The organism is Pedobacter sp. 05L430 (assembly GCF_056397585.1).
In genome coordinates this window covers 1-14,497 of the sequence record NZ_JBFTNT010000027.1, presented here as the reverse complement: position 1 = coordinate 14,497, position 14,497 = coordinate 1, and the positions used below count along the sequence as shown (strand labels likewise).

The 14,497-nt window shown below is 38.9% G+C and carries 15 protein-coding genes; 13 read left to right on the top strand and 2 right to left on the bottom strand.

Translation table 11 applies throughout. The features are described from left to right. Nucleotides 1-74 precede the first annotated feature (74 nt). The 13 genes from pdxA to AC1DG9_RS07265 all read left to right on the top strand — a co-directional run bounded on the left by pdxA (nt 75) and on the right by AC1DG9_RS07265 (nt 13,580). Nucleotides 75-1,154, top strand: a complete 1,080-nt coding sequence (gene pdxA, locus AC1DG9_RS07325; protein ID WP_172661927.1) for a 4-hydroxythreonine-4-phosphate dehydrogenase PdxA — start codon at nt 75-77, stop codon at nt 1,152-1,154. Nucleotides 1,155-1,230: 76 nt separating this feature from the next. Continuing rightward, nucleotides 1,231-1,767 carry a YceD family protein gene (locus tag AC1DG9_RS07320; RefSeq protein ID WP_172661928.1) on the top strand — a complete coding sequence of 179 codons (537 nt, stop codon included), beginning with the start codon at nt 1,231-1,233 and terminating at the stop codon, nt 1,765-1,767. 18 nt (nt 1,768-1,785) lie between these two features. Further along, nucleotides 1,786-1,977, top strand: coding sequence for a 50S ribosomal protein L32 (gene rpmF, locus AC1DG9_RS07315; protein ID WP_048903635.1), 192 nt, complete (start codon nt 1,786-1,788; stop codon nt 1,975-1,977). Nucleotides 1,978-2,075: 98 nt separating this feature from the next. After that, nucleotides 2,076-3,017, top strand: coding sequence for a phosphate acyltransferase PlsX (gene plsX / locus AC1DG9_RS07310; RefSeq protein WP_048903634.1), 942 nt, complete (start codon nt 2,076-2,078; stop codon nt 3,015-3,017). 9 nt (nt 3,018-3,026) lie between these two features. After that, nucleotides 3,027-4,016: a beta-ketoacyl-ACP synthase III gene (locus AC1DG9_RS07305; protein ID WP_172661929.1), complete on the top strand. Its 990-nt coding sequence runs from the start codon at nt 3,027-3,029 to the stop codon at nt 4,014-4,016. A 152-nt stretch (nt 4,017-4,168) separates the two neighbouring features. Beyond that, nucleotides 4,169-4,645, top strand: coding sequence for an acetyl-CoA carboxylase biotin carboxyl carrier protein (gene accB, locus AC1DG9_RS07300; protein ID WP_288882712.1), 477 nt, complete (start codon nt 4,169-4,171; stop codon nt 4,643-4,645). Nucleotides 4,646-4,774: 129 nt separating this feature from the next. Continuing rightward, nucleotides 4,775-6,115: an acetyl-CoA carboxylase biotin carboxylase subunit gene (gene accC / locus AC1DG9_RS07295; RefSeq protein ID WP_172661931.1), complete on the top strand. Its 1,341-nt coding sequence runs from the start codon at nt 4,775-4,777 to the stop codon at nt 6,113-6,115. An 81-nt stretch (nt 6,116-6,196) separates the two neighbouring features. Beyond that, nucleotides 6,197-7,081, top strand: coding sequence for a twin-arginine translocase subunit TatC (gene tatC / locus AC1DG9_RS07290; protein ID WP_172661932.1), 885 nt, complete (start codon nt 6,197-6,199; stop codon nt 7,079-7,081). A gap of 56 nt (nt 7,082-7,137) precedes the next feature. After that, the gene (gene rpiB / locus AC1DG9_RS07285) at nt 7,138-7,560 is read left to right on the top strand and encodes a ribose 5-phosphate isomerase B (RefSeq protein WP_216854433.1); all 423 of its coding nucleotides are present in this window, start codon (nt 7,138-7,140) and stop codon (nt 7,558-7,560) included. Between the two features lie 46 nt (nt 7,561-7,606). Continuing rightward, nucleotides 7,607-9,205: a M28 family peptidase gene (locus AC1DG9_RS07280; RefSeq protein ID WP_288882713.1), complete on the top strand. Its 1,599-nt coding sequence runs from the start codon at nt 7,607-7,609 to the stop codon at nt 9,203-9,205. 144 nt (nt 9,206-9,349) lie between these two features. Continuing rightward, on the top strand, nt 9,350-10,738 hold the full coding sequence (locus AC1DG9_RS07275; protein ID WP_172661935.1) for a LutB/LldF family L-lactate oxidation iron-sulfur protein: 1,389 nt from the start codon (nt 9,350-9,352) through the stop codon (nt 10,736-10,738). A 2-nt stretch (nt 10,739-10,740) separates the two neighbouring features. After that, nucleotides 10,741-12,717 carry an alpha-ketoacid dehydrogenase subunit alpha/beta gene (locus AC1DG9_RS07270; RefSeq protein WP_288882714.1) on the top strand — a complete coding sequence of 659 codons (1,977 nt, stop codon included), beginning with the start codon at nt 10,741-10,743 and terminating at the stop codon, nt 12,715-12,717. Between the two features lie 53 nt (nt 12,718-12,770). Beyond that, the gene (locus AC1DG9_RS07265; protein ID WP_288882715.1) at nt 12,771-13,580 is read left to right on the top strand and encodes a hypothetical protein; all 810 of its coding nucleotides are present in this window, start codon (nt 12,771-12,773) and stop codon (nt 13,578-13,580) included. On the opposite strand, the gene AC1DG9_RS07260 is transcribed toward AC1DG9_RS07265, so the two are convergent. Together AC1DG9_RS07260 and AC1DG9_RS07255 are read right to left on the bottom strand one after the other, a co-directional pair. After that, nucleotides 13,529-14,113 carry a SprT-like domain-containing protein gene (locus AC1DG9_RS07260; protein WP_172662414.1) on the bottom strand — a complete coding sequence of 195 codons (585 nt, stop codon included), beginning with the start codon at nt 14,111-14,113 and terminating at the stop codon, nt 13,529-13,531. The two genes, AC1DG9_RS07265 and AC1DG9_RS07260, sit on opposite strands and share 52 nt — an antisense overlap. Nucleotides 14,114-14,162: 49 nt before the next feature. Beyond that, on the bottom strand, nt 14,163-14,497 hold a 335-nt coding region (locus AC1DG9_RS07255; RefSeq protein WP_477634469.1), incomplete at its 5' end, for a nucleoside recognition domain-containing protein.

Below are 14,497 nucleotides of genomic sequence, written 5' to 3'. Positions count from 1 at the left end.
AAGTAAACTTTTACTAGTATCGGACTAACATTCAGGTGAAATTCTGTAATTTGCGCTAAATTTTCTATTTAGATATGAGCAATAAAATTAAAATCGGTATAAGTATAGGTGACGTAAACGGCATAGGATTAGAGGTTATCCTTAAAACCTTATCTGAAAACCGCATCCTGGACTATTGTACGCCAATTGTTTATGGCCATACTAAAGTTGCTTCTTATCACCGTAAGGCATTAGGCATGAATGATCTTGTTTTTAATGTGATCAATAACGCTGATGCAGCTAATCCTAAAAAAGCAAACCTGATCAATTGCTGGGAAGAAGATGTTAAAATAGACTTAGGAGTTTCTAACGAAATTGGCGGTAAATATGCCCTTTTATCGTTAGAGAAAGCCACAGACGACCTCATTAATGGCAATATTGATGCATTGGTAACTGCTCCTATTAATAAACACAATATCCAATCTGATACTTTTAATTTCCCTGGACATACAGAGTACTTGCAACAACGCAGCGGTAGTGATGATGTGCTGATGTTTTTAATAAGCGAGGACATTCGTGTAGGTGTGGTAACCGGACATATTCCTATTACAGAGGTATCTGCAAGTATTACTAAAGACAAAATTGTAAAGAAACTGGTAATGATGAATGAAAGTCTTAAGAAAGACTTTTGGATAGAAAAACCAAAAATTGCAGTTCTGGGTCTTAATCCTCACGCTGGCGACAATGGTTTATTAGGAAAAGAAGAGGCCGATATTATTACACCTGCTATTCAGGAAGCTTTCGACAAAGGAGTAATTTGCTTTGGCCCTTACCCTGCCGATGGCTTTTTTGGTAATGGTGGGTATAAGCAATTCGACGCTGTACTGGCCATGTACCATGACCAGGGCCTTATCCCTTTTAAAACAATTGCTTTTAGCACAGGTGTTAATTATAGTGCTGGATTGAAGATTGTACGCACTTCACCAGACCACGGTACAGGATACGATATAGCAGGAAAGAATGTTGCAGATCCGACTTCGTTTATAGAAGCCGTTTTTGCCGCTACTCACATTGTGAAAAACCGCAGAGAACAAGAAGAATTATTAAAAAATCAACTGCGCAGTGGTGGAAAAATTATTGAAACTGCGGCAGACATGAAGGATGACGCAAATTAAGAGTATTTTATTTTTCAATAACATTTTAGAAATGTCAAATTAATTCTTACATTTGCGGGCTAAAATTTTGTTACAATTGAAACCATTAAAACAATTTTCAATCCCATTTACCGGCTTAAAAATTGGCAAACATCAGTTTGATTTTGAGATTGATAACAGCTTTTTTGATGCTTTTGAATACTCTTTAGTAAAAAAAGGTGATTTAAAAGCTAGCGTTGAATTAGACAAACAAGAAACAATGCTGATTTTGCAGTTCCATATTGAAGGAACTATAATTTTAGATTGCGACAAATGTTTAGCCGAGTTTGGAGCACCAATAAGCGTACAGGAAAGGCAGATTGTAAAATTTGCTGAAGATGAGTTAGAGAGTGATGATCTGGAGATCATTGTTCTTAGTAAAAAAGAAAGTGAGATCGATGTATCAGAACTTATTTATGAATTCATCACAGTATCTGTACCATATATAAAAATATGCGAGCAAAATGGCGAAGGCCAGCAATGCGACCAGGAAATGATAGCAAGACTGGAAAGTCTTTCTATCGGATCACAAAAAGAAGAAGAAGAACAACAAGATGATGACCCACGTTGGGCAGCATTAAAAAAATTAAAATAATAATTAAATAAATCAGCAATGGCACATCCAAAACGCAAGATTTCTAAAAGTAGAAGAGATAAAAGAAGAACCCACTATAAAGCAGAAGCTCCTTCTTTAGCTACTTGTCAAACAACAGGTGCAATCCACACACCTCACCGCGCTTACAACGTTGATGGTAACTTGTACTACAACGGTAAATTGGTTATTGAAAACACCTCAATAGGTTAATTTTCTGAAAAATAGTTTGTGTTTTAAGTCTTTGAAAGTTTAACTTAGAGACTGGAAACAAGGGTGATTTTACCTTATACACAAACTGATTTTTTACTATGAAAATAGGTCTCGATATAATGGGCGGAGACTATGCTCCTAAAGCAAATGTTTTAGGAGCAATAGCAGCCCATCCATTGTTATCTCCAGATGAGCAGATAGTGCTTATTGGAGATACGAAGCAGATTAAACCTTTACTCTCCGAAAACGGATTTGATCCGGATCTCTTTGAATATGTTCATACCGAGGAGGTAATAGGTATGGGTGAACATCCCACTAAGGCTATCGTTCAGAAGCCTAATTCCAGTATTTCTATAGGTTTCAATTTACTTAAAGAAGGTAAACTTGATTCATTTGCAAGCGCCGGTAATTCGGGAGCCATGCTTGTTGGTGCCGTTTTTAGTGTAAAAACTATTCCCGGAATCATAAGACCATGTCTTTCTACTTTTTTACCAAAGCTTAGCGGTGGCGTAGGTTTAATGGTGGATGTAGGCGCCAATGCAGATTGTAAGCCTGATACTTTATTACAATTTGGTGTTCTTGGAAGCTTGTACGCAGAAAATGTAATGGGTATAAGCAATCCTAAAGTAGCCTTGATGAATATTGGTGAGGAAGATGAAAAAGGAAATATGCTGAGTTTGGCAACATTCCCTTTAATGAAAGATACCAACCTGTTTAACTTTATAGGTAATGTAGAAGGCCGGGATTTATTTAACGATAAGGCCGATGTAATTGTTTGTGATGGCTTTACTGGAAATGTAATGCTTAAACTTGCAGAATCATTCTATGTACTAACATTAAAAAGAGGTTTAAAGGATGAATTCTTTGACCGCTTTAATTACGAGAACTACGGCGGAAGCCCGGTTCTTGGTGTAAATGCTCCGGTTGTTATAGGACATGGAATTTCTAGTCCTACGGCAGTAAAAAATATGATATTACAGTCCAGAGACATGATTACTACAGGCTTGGTAGGCAAGATACAAGCCGCTTTTAATAATTAATATCAAGAAATGAGTAAAATTCATGCTGCGATTACGGCTGTTAATGGCTACGTTCCCGAATACGTGCTTACAAACAAAGAGCTAGAATCGATTGTAGACACTACGGATGAATGGATCACGTCCAGAACAGGCATAAAAGAGCGCAGAATACTAAAAGGTGAAGGTTTAGGCACTTCAGATATGGCAGTTCATGCTGTTAATGGCTTACTTAAAAAACGTGGAATCACTGCTGAAGAGATCGAACTGATCATCTTCTGTACGACTACACCTGATTTACCTTTCCCTGCGTCTGCTAATATACTGGCAGACAAAATTGGAGCAAAAAATGCATGGGGTTACGACCTTCAGGCAGCTTGCTCTGGTTTCATTTATGGTGTTTCAACCGGAGCTCAGTTTATTGAATCGGGTAAACACAAAAAGGTTTTAGTAGTTGGAGGCGATAAGATGTCGTCCATCATTAACTACCAGGACCGTACTACCTGCATTATTTTTGGCGATGGTTGTGGCGCCGTACTTTTAGAACCAAACGAAGAAGGATTCGGAGTAATGGACTCTATCCTTAGGAGCGATGGTTCAGGCAGACAATTTTTGCACCAGAAAGCTGGTGGTTCTGCAAGACCGGCATCCCATGAAACAGTTGATAACCATGAACATGCCGTTTATCAGGAGGGGCAGGCTGTTTTCAAATTTGCCGTAACCAATATGGCGGATGTTGCAGCTGAAATTATGGATCGCAATAATCTTACTTCTGAAGATGTAACCTGGTTAGTACCTCATCAGGCCAATAAACGAATTATTGATGCCACAGCTTCAAGAATGGGAGTTGGTTCTGAAAAGGTGATGATCAACATTCAGCGCTATGGTAATACTACTAACGGCACCATCCCCCTATGTTTATGGGAATGGGAAAGTCAATTGAAGAAAGGCGACAACATTATACTTGCAGCCTTTGGCGGTGGTTTTACATGGGGTTCGGTTTACTTAAAATGGGCGTATTAAATTTTTAATCAGAATACAACTTAAAGACTTTTAAGTCGTTATGAGATGCATTTATAGATTTTTTGAATGCAAACTCATGATGATTTTATCATAATTAATCATAACTTAGTTAATTCTAAAAACACATTGTTTTCTTAAAATAACACCAAAAAATGGATATCAAACAAATTCAGGAACTTATTAAATTTGTTTCTCGTTCGGGCGTAAATGAAGTCGCTATTGAGCAAAAAGACTTCAAGATAACTATTAAAACAAATCAGACCCCAACAGTTGTTCATGCTACTGTTCCAGCTCCTGTTGTTACGTCTGCAATCCCTGCAGCCGCAGCGCCACAACCGGTGTCAGCTACAGAAACTAAAGCAGCTCCTGCAACTGAGGACACTTCAAAATACATTACCATTAAATCTCCAATGATCGGAACATTTTATCGCTCAGCCGGTCCTGATAAGCCACTATTTGTAAACGTTGGTGACGAGGTTTCTACTGGTAAAGTAATCTGCATTATTGAAGCAATGAAATTGTTCAATGAAATAGAAAGTGAAGTTTCTGGAAGAATCGTAAAAGTACTTGTTGATAATGCATCACCAGTAGAATATGATCAGCCATTGTTTTTAGTAGAACCAATTTAATCCGTCAGGCTGAATTTCGGTATCTCCATATTCAAAATAGATCCTGAAATAAACTGCGTAGCATTCTTGAAGACAAAAAATCAATAAATACTACTCCTGAAATTTCAGGATGACGAAAAGGAAAAATATATGTTTAAGAAAATATTAATTGCCAACAGGGGCGAAATCGCATTGCGAATTATTCGCACCTGTAAAGAAATGGGCATTAAAACGGTAGCTGTTTACTCTACTGCTGACAGGGAAAGCTTACATGTACGCTTTGCTGATGAAGCTGTTTGTATAGGGCCGCCACCAAGTAAAGATTCTTACCTGAGTATTCCTAACATTATATCTGCTGCTGAATTAACAAATGCAGATGCAATTCACCCAGGTTACGGATTTCTATCTGAGAATGCTAAATTCTCTTCCGTTTGCCGTGATTACGGTATTAAATTTATTGGAGCAACACCTGAACAAATCAACTCTATGGGCGACAAAGCGTCGGCTAAAGAGACCATGAAAAAAGCAGGCGTTCCTACTATTCCCGGATCTGAAGGTTTACTTGAAAGTGTTAAAGAAGGTATAAAAATTGCCAACGGCATGGGTTATCCGGTTATCCTGAAAGCAACTGCCGGTGGTGGTGGTCGTGGAATGCGCGTGGTATGGAAAGATGAAGAGTTCGAAAATGCATGGGATAGCGCCAGACAAGAATCGGGTGCTGCTTTTGGAAACGATGGATTATATTTAGAAAAATACATCGAAGACCCACGTCATATCGAGATCCAGATCATTGGTGATCAGTATGGCAAAGCTTGCCATTTATCTGAACGCGATTGTTCAATACAACGTCGTCACCAGAAACTTGTTGAAGAAGCCCCATCTCCTTTCATGACTCCTGAGTTAAGAGAGAAAATGGGCGAAGCTGCTATCAAAGGGGCAATCGCTGTTCAATACGAAGGTGCCGGTACAATTGAATTCCTGGTTGACAAACACCGCAACTTCTATTTTATGGAGATGAATACCCGTATTCAGGTTGAGCATCCGGTAACTGAAGAAGTAATCAACTACGATTTGATCAAAGAACAAATTAAAGTGGCTTCAGGTGTTCCTATTTCTGGCAAAAACTATATGCCTGATATGCACGCAATTGAATGCAGGATTAATGCGGAAGATCCTTTTAACAACTTCAGACCTTGTCCAGGTAAAATAACCAACTTCCACTCTCCCGGAGGTCATGGTGTAAGGGTTGATACGCATGTTTATGCTGGTTATCAAATTCCTTCTAACTACGACTCTATGATTGCTAAATTAATTTGTGTTGCACAAACACGTGAGGAAGCAATTAGTACGATGGAGCGTGCATTAAGTGAGTTTGTAATTGAAGGTGTAAAAACTACGATACCTTTTCACTTAAAATTGATGAAAGATCCTAACTTTAGAGCTGGTAATTTTACCACGAAGTTTATGGAAACCTTCGAATTTTCAGAATAGAAAAAACTATTTATAAGATTTAAAACGTAAATACCATTCTGAATAAAATAGAATGGTATTTTTGTTTTACAAATAACGTACATGAGTGATACTAAAAAAAGGGACCTTATTGGTGCTATAAAAGAAAAAGGGAAAACATTAGAAGCGGAAATGTCTTTCTTTGACCACATTGACGTACTTAGAAAGCATTTATTGCGCGCATTAGCCATTGTTCTGGTACTTACCATTGGGGCATTTTACTATACTGATTTTATTTTCAACACGATCATTATGGGCCCAAAAAACCCCAGCTTTTGGACCTATCGTATGATGTGTAAGCTGGTAGAGCGCTTTCCTTCTATAGGTCCGGAGTTCTGTATTACAAAAATTGATGCAAAAATCATCAATACAGAGATGGCCGGACAGTTCACACTCCAGCTGAATTCATGTGTAATGGTAGGTATCATATTGGGTATCCCCTATCTCCTGTTTGAACTTTGGTTATTTGTAAAACCAGCACTGCACGAGAACGAAAGAAAATCTGCAAGTGGCTTTGTAGCTTTTGCTTCATTCCTGTTTTTCTTAGGTATACTATTTGGGTATTACATCATCTGCCCTTTATCCATCAACTTCCTAACTAATTTTACAGTAAGTCCTGAGATTCAAAATACCTTTACAATTGACTCTTATCTTTCGTCAGTAATGACCTTAACGCTTGGTTCCGGAGTAATTTTCCAGTTACCGGTCATCATCTATATCTTATCAAAATTAGGTATAATGACTCCGGCATTTATGCGGGCAAGCAGAAGATACTCAACTGTTCTTATTTTAATAATAGCAGCTGTAGTTACACCAACTGCCGATCCATACACAATGCTAATTGTAGCACTGCCATTATTCTTGCTTTATGAATTGAGTATCTTTATATCTGCAAATATAGAGAAGAAAAGAAATAAAGATATTTATGGTGTGGCCAAGGTAAAATAGGCTTAGTACAATATTTAATTAAATAACAAAGTTTTAAAATGTCAATAGATAAAAAAATGAAAATTGCAATAGGCGCAGATCACGCAGGTTTTGAATATAAAGAGCTATTAAAATCCTACCTAACTGATTATGAAGTTAAAGACTTTGGAACTTATTCAAGCCAATCTGTTGATTACCCTGATTTTGCACACCCTGTAGCATCAGCAGTCGAAAGTGGCGAGTATACCTTTGGCATTTTAGTATGCGGAAGCGCAAATGGTGTGGCAATTACTGCAAACAAGCATCAGCAAATAAGAGCAGCGATTTGCTGGCTCAATGAACTTGCCGCTCTTGCAAGACAACACAACAATGCAAATGTTTTGTGCATTCCTGCCAGATTTGTTTCAGAAGATCTTGCAAAAGAAATGGCAACAACCTTCATCAATACACCTTTTGAAGGCGGCAGGCATGGTGTAAGGGTTGGAAAAATGTCCTGCTAAAAACCAATCGAAATAAAGAGAACCTAAGAAATTTAATCCGGCCGAGATGAAAAAGCAGCTTTTATATTCAAGTTTTTTATTACTTATTGGCTGTACTGCAGTGGCACAAAATAAAGATGCCATAAAATTCAGTCAGACCATCAATAAAGATAATGCTTCCAAACATCTGTCAATATTGGCATCCGATGAATACGAAGGTAGAGAAACTGGGAAAAAAGGTGGTTGGATGGCGGCCGAATACATTAAAAACCACTTTAAAACCATTGGTTTAAAAGGTCCTGTATCCGGAGATTACTTTCAGCCAGTTGACATAGTTTCGTTTGGTCTTTCACAAATAGTAACAGTAGATGGTCAACCGGCCGAACCTTTAACTGATTTTTTCATTATGCCCAAAACCGTTTCGACCAAAGGTTTTGCTTTTAATGCCAACAGCATATTATTTGCCGGCTATGGGCTAACAAAAGATGATTACAACGATTATGCTGGCCAAACAGTAGCCGGAAAGGTAGTAATGATCTTTAAATCAGGAGAACCCGGATCTCCCGCCCCTACTGCATCTATAAGAAATTCCAGCGCTTTAAATGCCAAACTTAAATATCTGACAGCGCAAAAGGCACAGGCAGTTCTGCTTATTGACCCTATTGTTGATAATATGCCTGACAATTTAAAAGGCTATCTCCAATCGGAAGAAATGGCATTAAAGAATAAGGAAACGATGGACCGTCAGGATGTTCCTCAAACTATGCCTGTTATCACAATAGGGACTTCACTTGCAAATAAAATTCTTGCCGGAGCCAGCACAAACATCGACGCACTTAAAAAGAAAATAACTGACAGTGGAAAACCTTCTCCACAAGAGATTAAAATAAGCGTGTGCGCAAGCGCAAGCAAGGTCGAGAAAAAAGTTAAATCTGAGAATGTTTTAGGTTTTTTGCCGGGTTCAGATCCCAAACTAAAGCGCGAAGTATTGATAATCACAGCCCACTACGATCACATTGGTATTACACCTGATGCCAAAGGCGATGATAAAATCAACAATGGTGCAGATGATGATGGATCTGGTACAACGGGTGTGTTGTTAATTGCCGAAGCATTTGCTAAAGCAAAGAAAGCAGGCAAAGGCCCTAAAAGAAGTATTTTATTTATGACTGTTACAGGTGAAGAAAAGGGATTACTTGGATCTGAATGGTACTCAGAAAATCCTGTCTTTCCTTTAGAAAACACCATTACAAACTTAAACATCGATATGATTGGCCGTGGCGACAAGGCACACGAAAGTGATAACAACTTCGTTTACATTATTGGTTCAGACATGCTAAGCTCAGATTTGGACAGAATTGGTAAAAAAGCCAACAAAACTTATGTGAATATCAATCTCGATGAAAAATATAATAACCGCACAGACCCTAATCAGTTCTATTATCGTTCTGATCATTATAATTTTGCCAAACATGGCATTCCGGTAATTTTCTATTTTAATGGTGTACATGATGATTACCACATGCCCGGAGATGAGGTAAGCAAGATAGATTTTCCTATGCTTGCCAAAAGAGCCAAATTGGTTTACTTTACAGCCTGGGAACTAGCCAATGGATTAAAGCGCCCGGTGGTTAATAAAAATGACGACGGCACGCCAAAGATGTAATAGTCAAATTACTTTTTTTCATGAATACTTGCATAGTTTTATCTAAGTTTGAAACTAACAAGATTCAAAACCAGGGGAAATGGTTTAAAGCCTTAAAAAGCTATATCTGAGAATTGAATAGGTAAATAAAAACAGGTGAAAACGATGGATATATCAGAGGAATTTTTGGAGAAGGCAGATGAGAAGGCCTTCGATTTAGGACATCGCAACACTATCAATCATAACATAGGCAAATATAATCTTGCTGTTGAACGCGGATTATCCAAGTTTGAAAATTTAGAGAACTCCAAAAGAAAAGCACACGTTATTAAGTGGCGCGTTATGGAGAACCTGGATAAGTTTTTACCAGAGTTCGAATCCAATTTCCAACGTAGAGGCGGTAAAGTAATTTGGGCAAACGACACCAATGAAGCCCAAAAAGAAATTCTGAATATCATTAAAAAGAATGGTGGAAAGACAGTAATTAAGTCGAAATCCATGACTACAGAAGAGATTCATTTAAATGATTTTCTTGAAAAAAATGATATTGAATCCCTAGAAAGTGATCTGGGCGAATATATAGTACAACTACTGGGGCAACCCCCATATCATATTGTGACGCCTGCAATGCATTTAAGCAAAGAGGATATTGCTAAATTATTTCATGAAAAATTTGGTACCCCTCTCGATTATACCCCTCAACAGCTTACCCAAAAGGCTCGTGAGCTTTTAAGAGATAAATACCTGAAAGCGGATATTGGGATTAGCGGGGGAAATTTTCTAATAGCCGACACAGGAAGCATTGCTTTAACTGAAAATGAGGGTAATGCAAGGCTATGTACAACTTTCCCTAAAATACACATTGCTATTGTGGGTATCGAGAAGATCATTCCTTCTATGGCAGATCTTGATCTTTTCTGGCCGCTTTTGGCTAGTCATGGTACGGGACAAAACCTAACCGTTTACAATACGATTCTAAGCGGTCCCAGAAGAGGTGAAGAAACTGATGGTCCGGAAGAAATGTACGTAATCTTACTTGATAACGGACGGACCAATTTACTTGCTCAAAAAGAACAGCGTCAGGGCTTATACTGCATTCGTTGCGGTGCTTGTCTCAACGCTTGCCCTGTTTATAAAAATATTGGCGGACATACTTATAATACTACTTACAGTGGCCCTATTGGCTCTATTATTACCCCGCATCTTAAAGGCATGAAAGATTTCAAGCATTTAAGCTACGCATCAAGCCTGTGCGGAAAATGCTCAGAAGTTTGTCCGGTTAAAATAGACATTCATAAAATGTTGTTGCTGAACAGACGAGACGCTGCTGCTAACCACGACAATAGTAAGGCCGAGGAAGTAGGCTGGAAAATCTGGAACGTAGGCATGTTAAAAAGATCAAGAATGGATTTCCTGAGTGGAAAAATCAAGAACTTCTTCCTTAAAAATCTATTTAGAAAAATATGGGGTAAATACCGTTCCATGCCGGTAATATCACCAAAGTCTTTTGCCAAGCAATGGGAAGAAAAAAATAAGGAATCTAAAAACCTATAAGCATGACCTTCGACCGAAAAGACAAAAGTGACAGCGCATTATTGAATTTCTATAAGCGCCTACTTTATCCAAGAATGGTCGAAGAGAAAATGCTAATCCTACTGCGCCAGGGTCGCATAGGCAAATGGTTTTCAGGAATTGGTCAGGAAGCTATTGCCGTAGGCAGTACTATGGCAATGGAAGCTCAGGAATATATCCTGCCGATGCACCGCAACCTTGGTGTATTTACAACCCGTGATATTCCTTTAAGAAAGCTAATGGCCCAATGGCAAGGCAAAATTACAGGCTTTACTAAAGGGAGAGATCGTTCCTTTCATTTTGGGACTCAGGATTATAAAATTATTGGGATGATATCCCACCTTGGCCCTCAAATGGCACTGGCTGATGGGATTGCACTTGCGGATTTAATTGAACATAAAGAGAAGGCGACTTTAGTGTTTACCGGCGAAGGGGCAACAAGCGAAGGTGATTTTCATGAAGCACTAAACGTTGCAGCGGTGTGGAACTTACCTGTGATCTTTCTTATAGAAAACAATGGCTATGGGCTCTCCACGCCTATAAATGAGCAATTCAAATGCAAAAACCTTGCAGATAAAGCTATTGGATATGGAATTGAGGGAATTCAGGTAGATGGCAACAATATCCTGGAGGTATATGATACGCTGAACTCGATAGCTACTTCTATCCGGAAATACCCAAGACCAGTCCTAATTGAATGCCTTACATTCAGAATGAGAGGACATGAAGAAGCTTCGGGAACTAAGTATATTCCGCAGGAGCTATTCGATAAATGGGCTGCAAAAGATCCCCTCAAAAACTTTGAACAGTACTTACTTGAACAAAATATTCTTACAGAGCGCTTAGTTCAGGAAATAAGCGCCTCATTCAAAACAGATATTGACCAGGAGATAGAAATTGCTTTTCGCGACCAGGAGCCCACTGTCGACATACAAACAGAACTTGACGACATGTTTTCGCCGTATTTGTTTGAAGCTACTGAACCAACCGGATCACCAAGAGAGATACGCTATTTAGATGCCATCACAGATGGACTGAGAACAGGCATGACAAAACATGAGAACCTTGTTTTGATGGGGCAGGATATTGCTGAATATGGTGGGGCTTTTAAGATTACTGATGGTTTTGTAAAGGAATTTGGAAAAGCAAGGGTTAGAAATACGCCCATCTGCGAGTCTGCTATTGTTGGCGCTGGTTTAGGGCTTTCAATAAATGGATATAAAGCTGTAGTAGAAATGCAATTTGCAGATTTTGTTACCTGCGGTTTCAATCAAATTGTCAATAACCTTGCAAAAACCCATTACCGATGGGGAGAAAAAGCTGATGTTGTGGTGCGCATGCCTACAGGAGCAGGAACTGGAGCCGGCCCTTTTCACTCTCAAAGCAATGAAGCATGGTTTACCAAAACCCCCGGACTAAAAGTTGTTTATCCGGCTTTCCCTTATGATGCCAAAGGATTGCTACTTTCCGCTATAGACGATCCGAATCCTGTAATGTATTTCGAGCATAAATATCTTTATCGTAGTTTGAGTGGCAATGTACCATCCGGATATTATAACATAGAGATTGGAAAGGCCAGTATTTTAAAACATGGAACACAACTAACTATCATAACTTATGGATTAGGGGTTCACTGGGCACTCTCTTATCTGGATGAAAATCCTGAGATTTCAGCCACTCTAGTCGACTTACGAAGTTTGCAGCCATGGGATAAAGAAACTGTTGCCACAGCAGTTAAAACAACAGGCAGAGCCCTGATCTTACATGAAGATACGTTAACCTGTGGCTTTGGCGCCGAGTTGGCTGCATGGATCTCTGAACATTGCTTTAAATACCTCGATGCTCCGGTTATGCGTTGCGCAAGTGCCGACACGGCCATACCAATGAGCAAAACGCTTGAAGATAGTTTCCTGGCAAAAAGCAGCCTCCCGGATACCGTGAAACGCCTGTTGGCTTACTAGTTTAACTTGGCATGATAATAGCCTGTTAGTTAAACACAAGCTAAGTTCATCGTATGAAATCATTATCTCTATTTTCCTTGCTCGCTATAACTGTTGTGAGTTGTAATCAGGGTCCTAAGCATCCTCAAGCCGATCTTGTTAATGCGCGTATTGGCACTCCAATGACAGAGGCTTCGATATTGCTTTATGCAGATTCCATTGATGCAACCCTCAATACTTATGAAAAGAATATCAGTCTGGTTTATCAACTGGGGCAGGCAACGATGCGTGTAGAAAAATACAGTTGGAATGGCAAACCGGTATTGTTTTCTCAGTACGAAAATGATGAAGGAATAAGCAATGAGATAAAAAAATACTATTTTAAAAATGATAGCCTGATTTTGTTGAGGGAGGGAGCCAAAATAACCAAACAGGGAACAGATGTTTTTGAGGATCATCGCACCTATCTTAGAAATAATATCCCCTTTAAAGAAGAATTCCGCAGTTCAGCCACCCTCACATCGCTTAAAGCCGAGCCTTTCCAGATCAGAAAGAAAACAGCTTCCGATCAGACAAAAGAATACAATGAAGACATAAAGTTATTAAACGACGCAGTTAACGGCGCTGATAAATTTGATTTGGTTTTCGATAATGTTATATCTGCTCCGGATGAAAGGTATATTCTCTTAAAAAGTAAAATCGCCGGCGGCTATACCGCAAGCATTTTAATAAAGGATACGGACAGCTATGTGGATAGTCTGTTAAAAGACCCTTCAATTTATAAGGACAAAAAATTGAATATAAAATGGGAAGTAAGAGACAAAGAAGCCGTTTATGTACCCGTAGCGGGCAGTGTTACCTCCGCTAACGGATTAAAAAGATAAGTATTCCCGTTATCAAGACAAACACAACGATATCTTTTTCTCAGTCGCTCTCCTTTTTTAAATTGTCTTCCGTCTTTTATGCTAAATACGGTGTTTATAGGAAGCTCTTCCAGGCGGGAAACATTTAACAGCAGATCATATTTTTTCAAAGCTCTTGACAACTTCAAATCAGTACAGCTGGCGGCAGATGGGTTATTTAAATAGCTTACAATTGCAGATTGTACGTCCTCAGGAAAAATATTCTGTTCAATAAAAGGTACCATCATGCGCTTAAAATTCCGTTTCCATTCATCACCATGAGGTTTTACTTTATTTTTGTGGTCGTTCCAGGTTAGCAGATGAGCAAATTCATGAACAGTGGTTACAAGAAAAGCGTAAGCATTAAGGTCATTATTGACCGAAATCTTATGCCCGGCACCCTTAAATGGATGTCTGTAATCACCAAGCTTTGTTGCTCTGTTCTTAGAAATCTTAAATTCACATTGAAAATAATCTATCCACCGGGCTATAATTGGAGCCGCGGCAACAGGCATGTATTGTGCTAAGATATTCTCCTTTTTCACAAAGGCCAAGATAATTAAATTACTTTAAAAGTTGATAGGCGATCAGACTCGCTACATATGCCATTCCGGTCATATACACAATTTGAATAATAGGCCATTTCCAGGATTTGGTTTCTCTGAATACCACTGCCACAGTACTCATACACTGCATTGCAAAAGCATAAAATAACATCAGGGAAAATGCCGTGGCAAATGTGAATACAGGCAGGCCGGTATCCGGATCCCGCGCCCCGCGCATTTTATTGCGGATGGTAGCAACCTCCCCATCATTATCCACACTATAAATAGTAGCCATTGTACCTACAAAAGCTTCTCTGGCAGCAAAAGAGGTAATTAAAGCAATACCTATTTTCC

Bases quoted from the DNA above. Each gene is read 5' to 3' on its own strand.
- pdxA (WP_172661927.1), top strand. From the start codon at position 75: ATGAGCAATAAAATTAAAATCGGTATAAGTATAGGTGACGTAAACGGC.
- rpmF (WP_048903635.1), top strand. From the start codon at position 1,786: ATGGCACATCCAAAACGCAAGATTTCTAAAAGTAGAAGAGATAAAAGA.
- plsX (WP_048903634.1), top strand. From the start codon at position 2,076: ATGAAAATAGGTCTCGATATAATGGGCGGAGACTATGCTCCTAAAGCA.
- AC1DG9_RS07305 (WP_172661929.1), top strand. From the start codon at position 3,027: ATGAGTAAAATTCATGCTGCGATTACGGCTGTTAATGGCTACGTTCCC.
- accB (WP_288882712.1), top strand. From the start codon at position 4,169: ATGGATATCAAACAAATTCAGGAACTTATTAAATTTGTTTCTCGTTCG.
- accC (WP_172661931.1), top strand. From the start codon at position 4,775: ATGTTTAAGAAAATATTAATTGCCAACAGGGGCGAAATCGCATTGCGA.
- tatC (WP_172661932.1), top strand. From the start codon at position 6,197: ATGAGTGATACTAAAAAAAGGGACCTTATTGGTGCTATAAAAGAAAAA.
- rpiB (WP_216854433.1), top strand. From the start codon at position 7,138: ATGAAAATTGCAATAGGCGCAGATCACGCAGGTTTTGAATATAAAGAG.
- AC1DG9_RS07280 (WP_288882713.1), top strand. From the start codon at position 7,607: ATGAAAAAGCAGCTTTTATATTCAAGTTTTTTATTACTTATTGGCTGT.
- AC1DG9_RS07275 (WP_172661935.1), top strand. From the start codon at position 9,350: ATGGATATATCAGAGGAATTTTTGGAGAAGGCAGATGAGAAGGCCTTC.
- AC1DG9_RS07270 (WP_288882714.1), top strand. From the start codon at position 10,741: ATGACCTTCGACCGAAAAGACAAAAGTGACAGCGCATTATTGAATTTC.
- AC1DG9_RS07265 (WP_288882715.1), top strand. From the start codon at position 12,771: ATGAAATCATTATCTCTATTTTCCTTGCTCGCTATAACTGTTGTGAGT.
- AC1DG9_RS07260 (WP_172662414.1), bottom strand. From the start codon at position 14,113: ATGCCTGTTGCCGCGGCTCCAATTATAGCCCGGTGGATAGATTATTTT.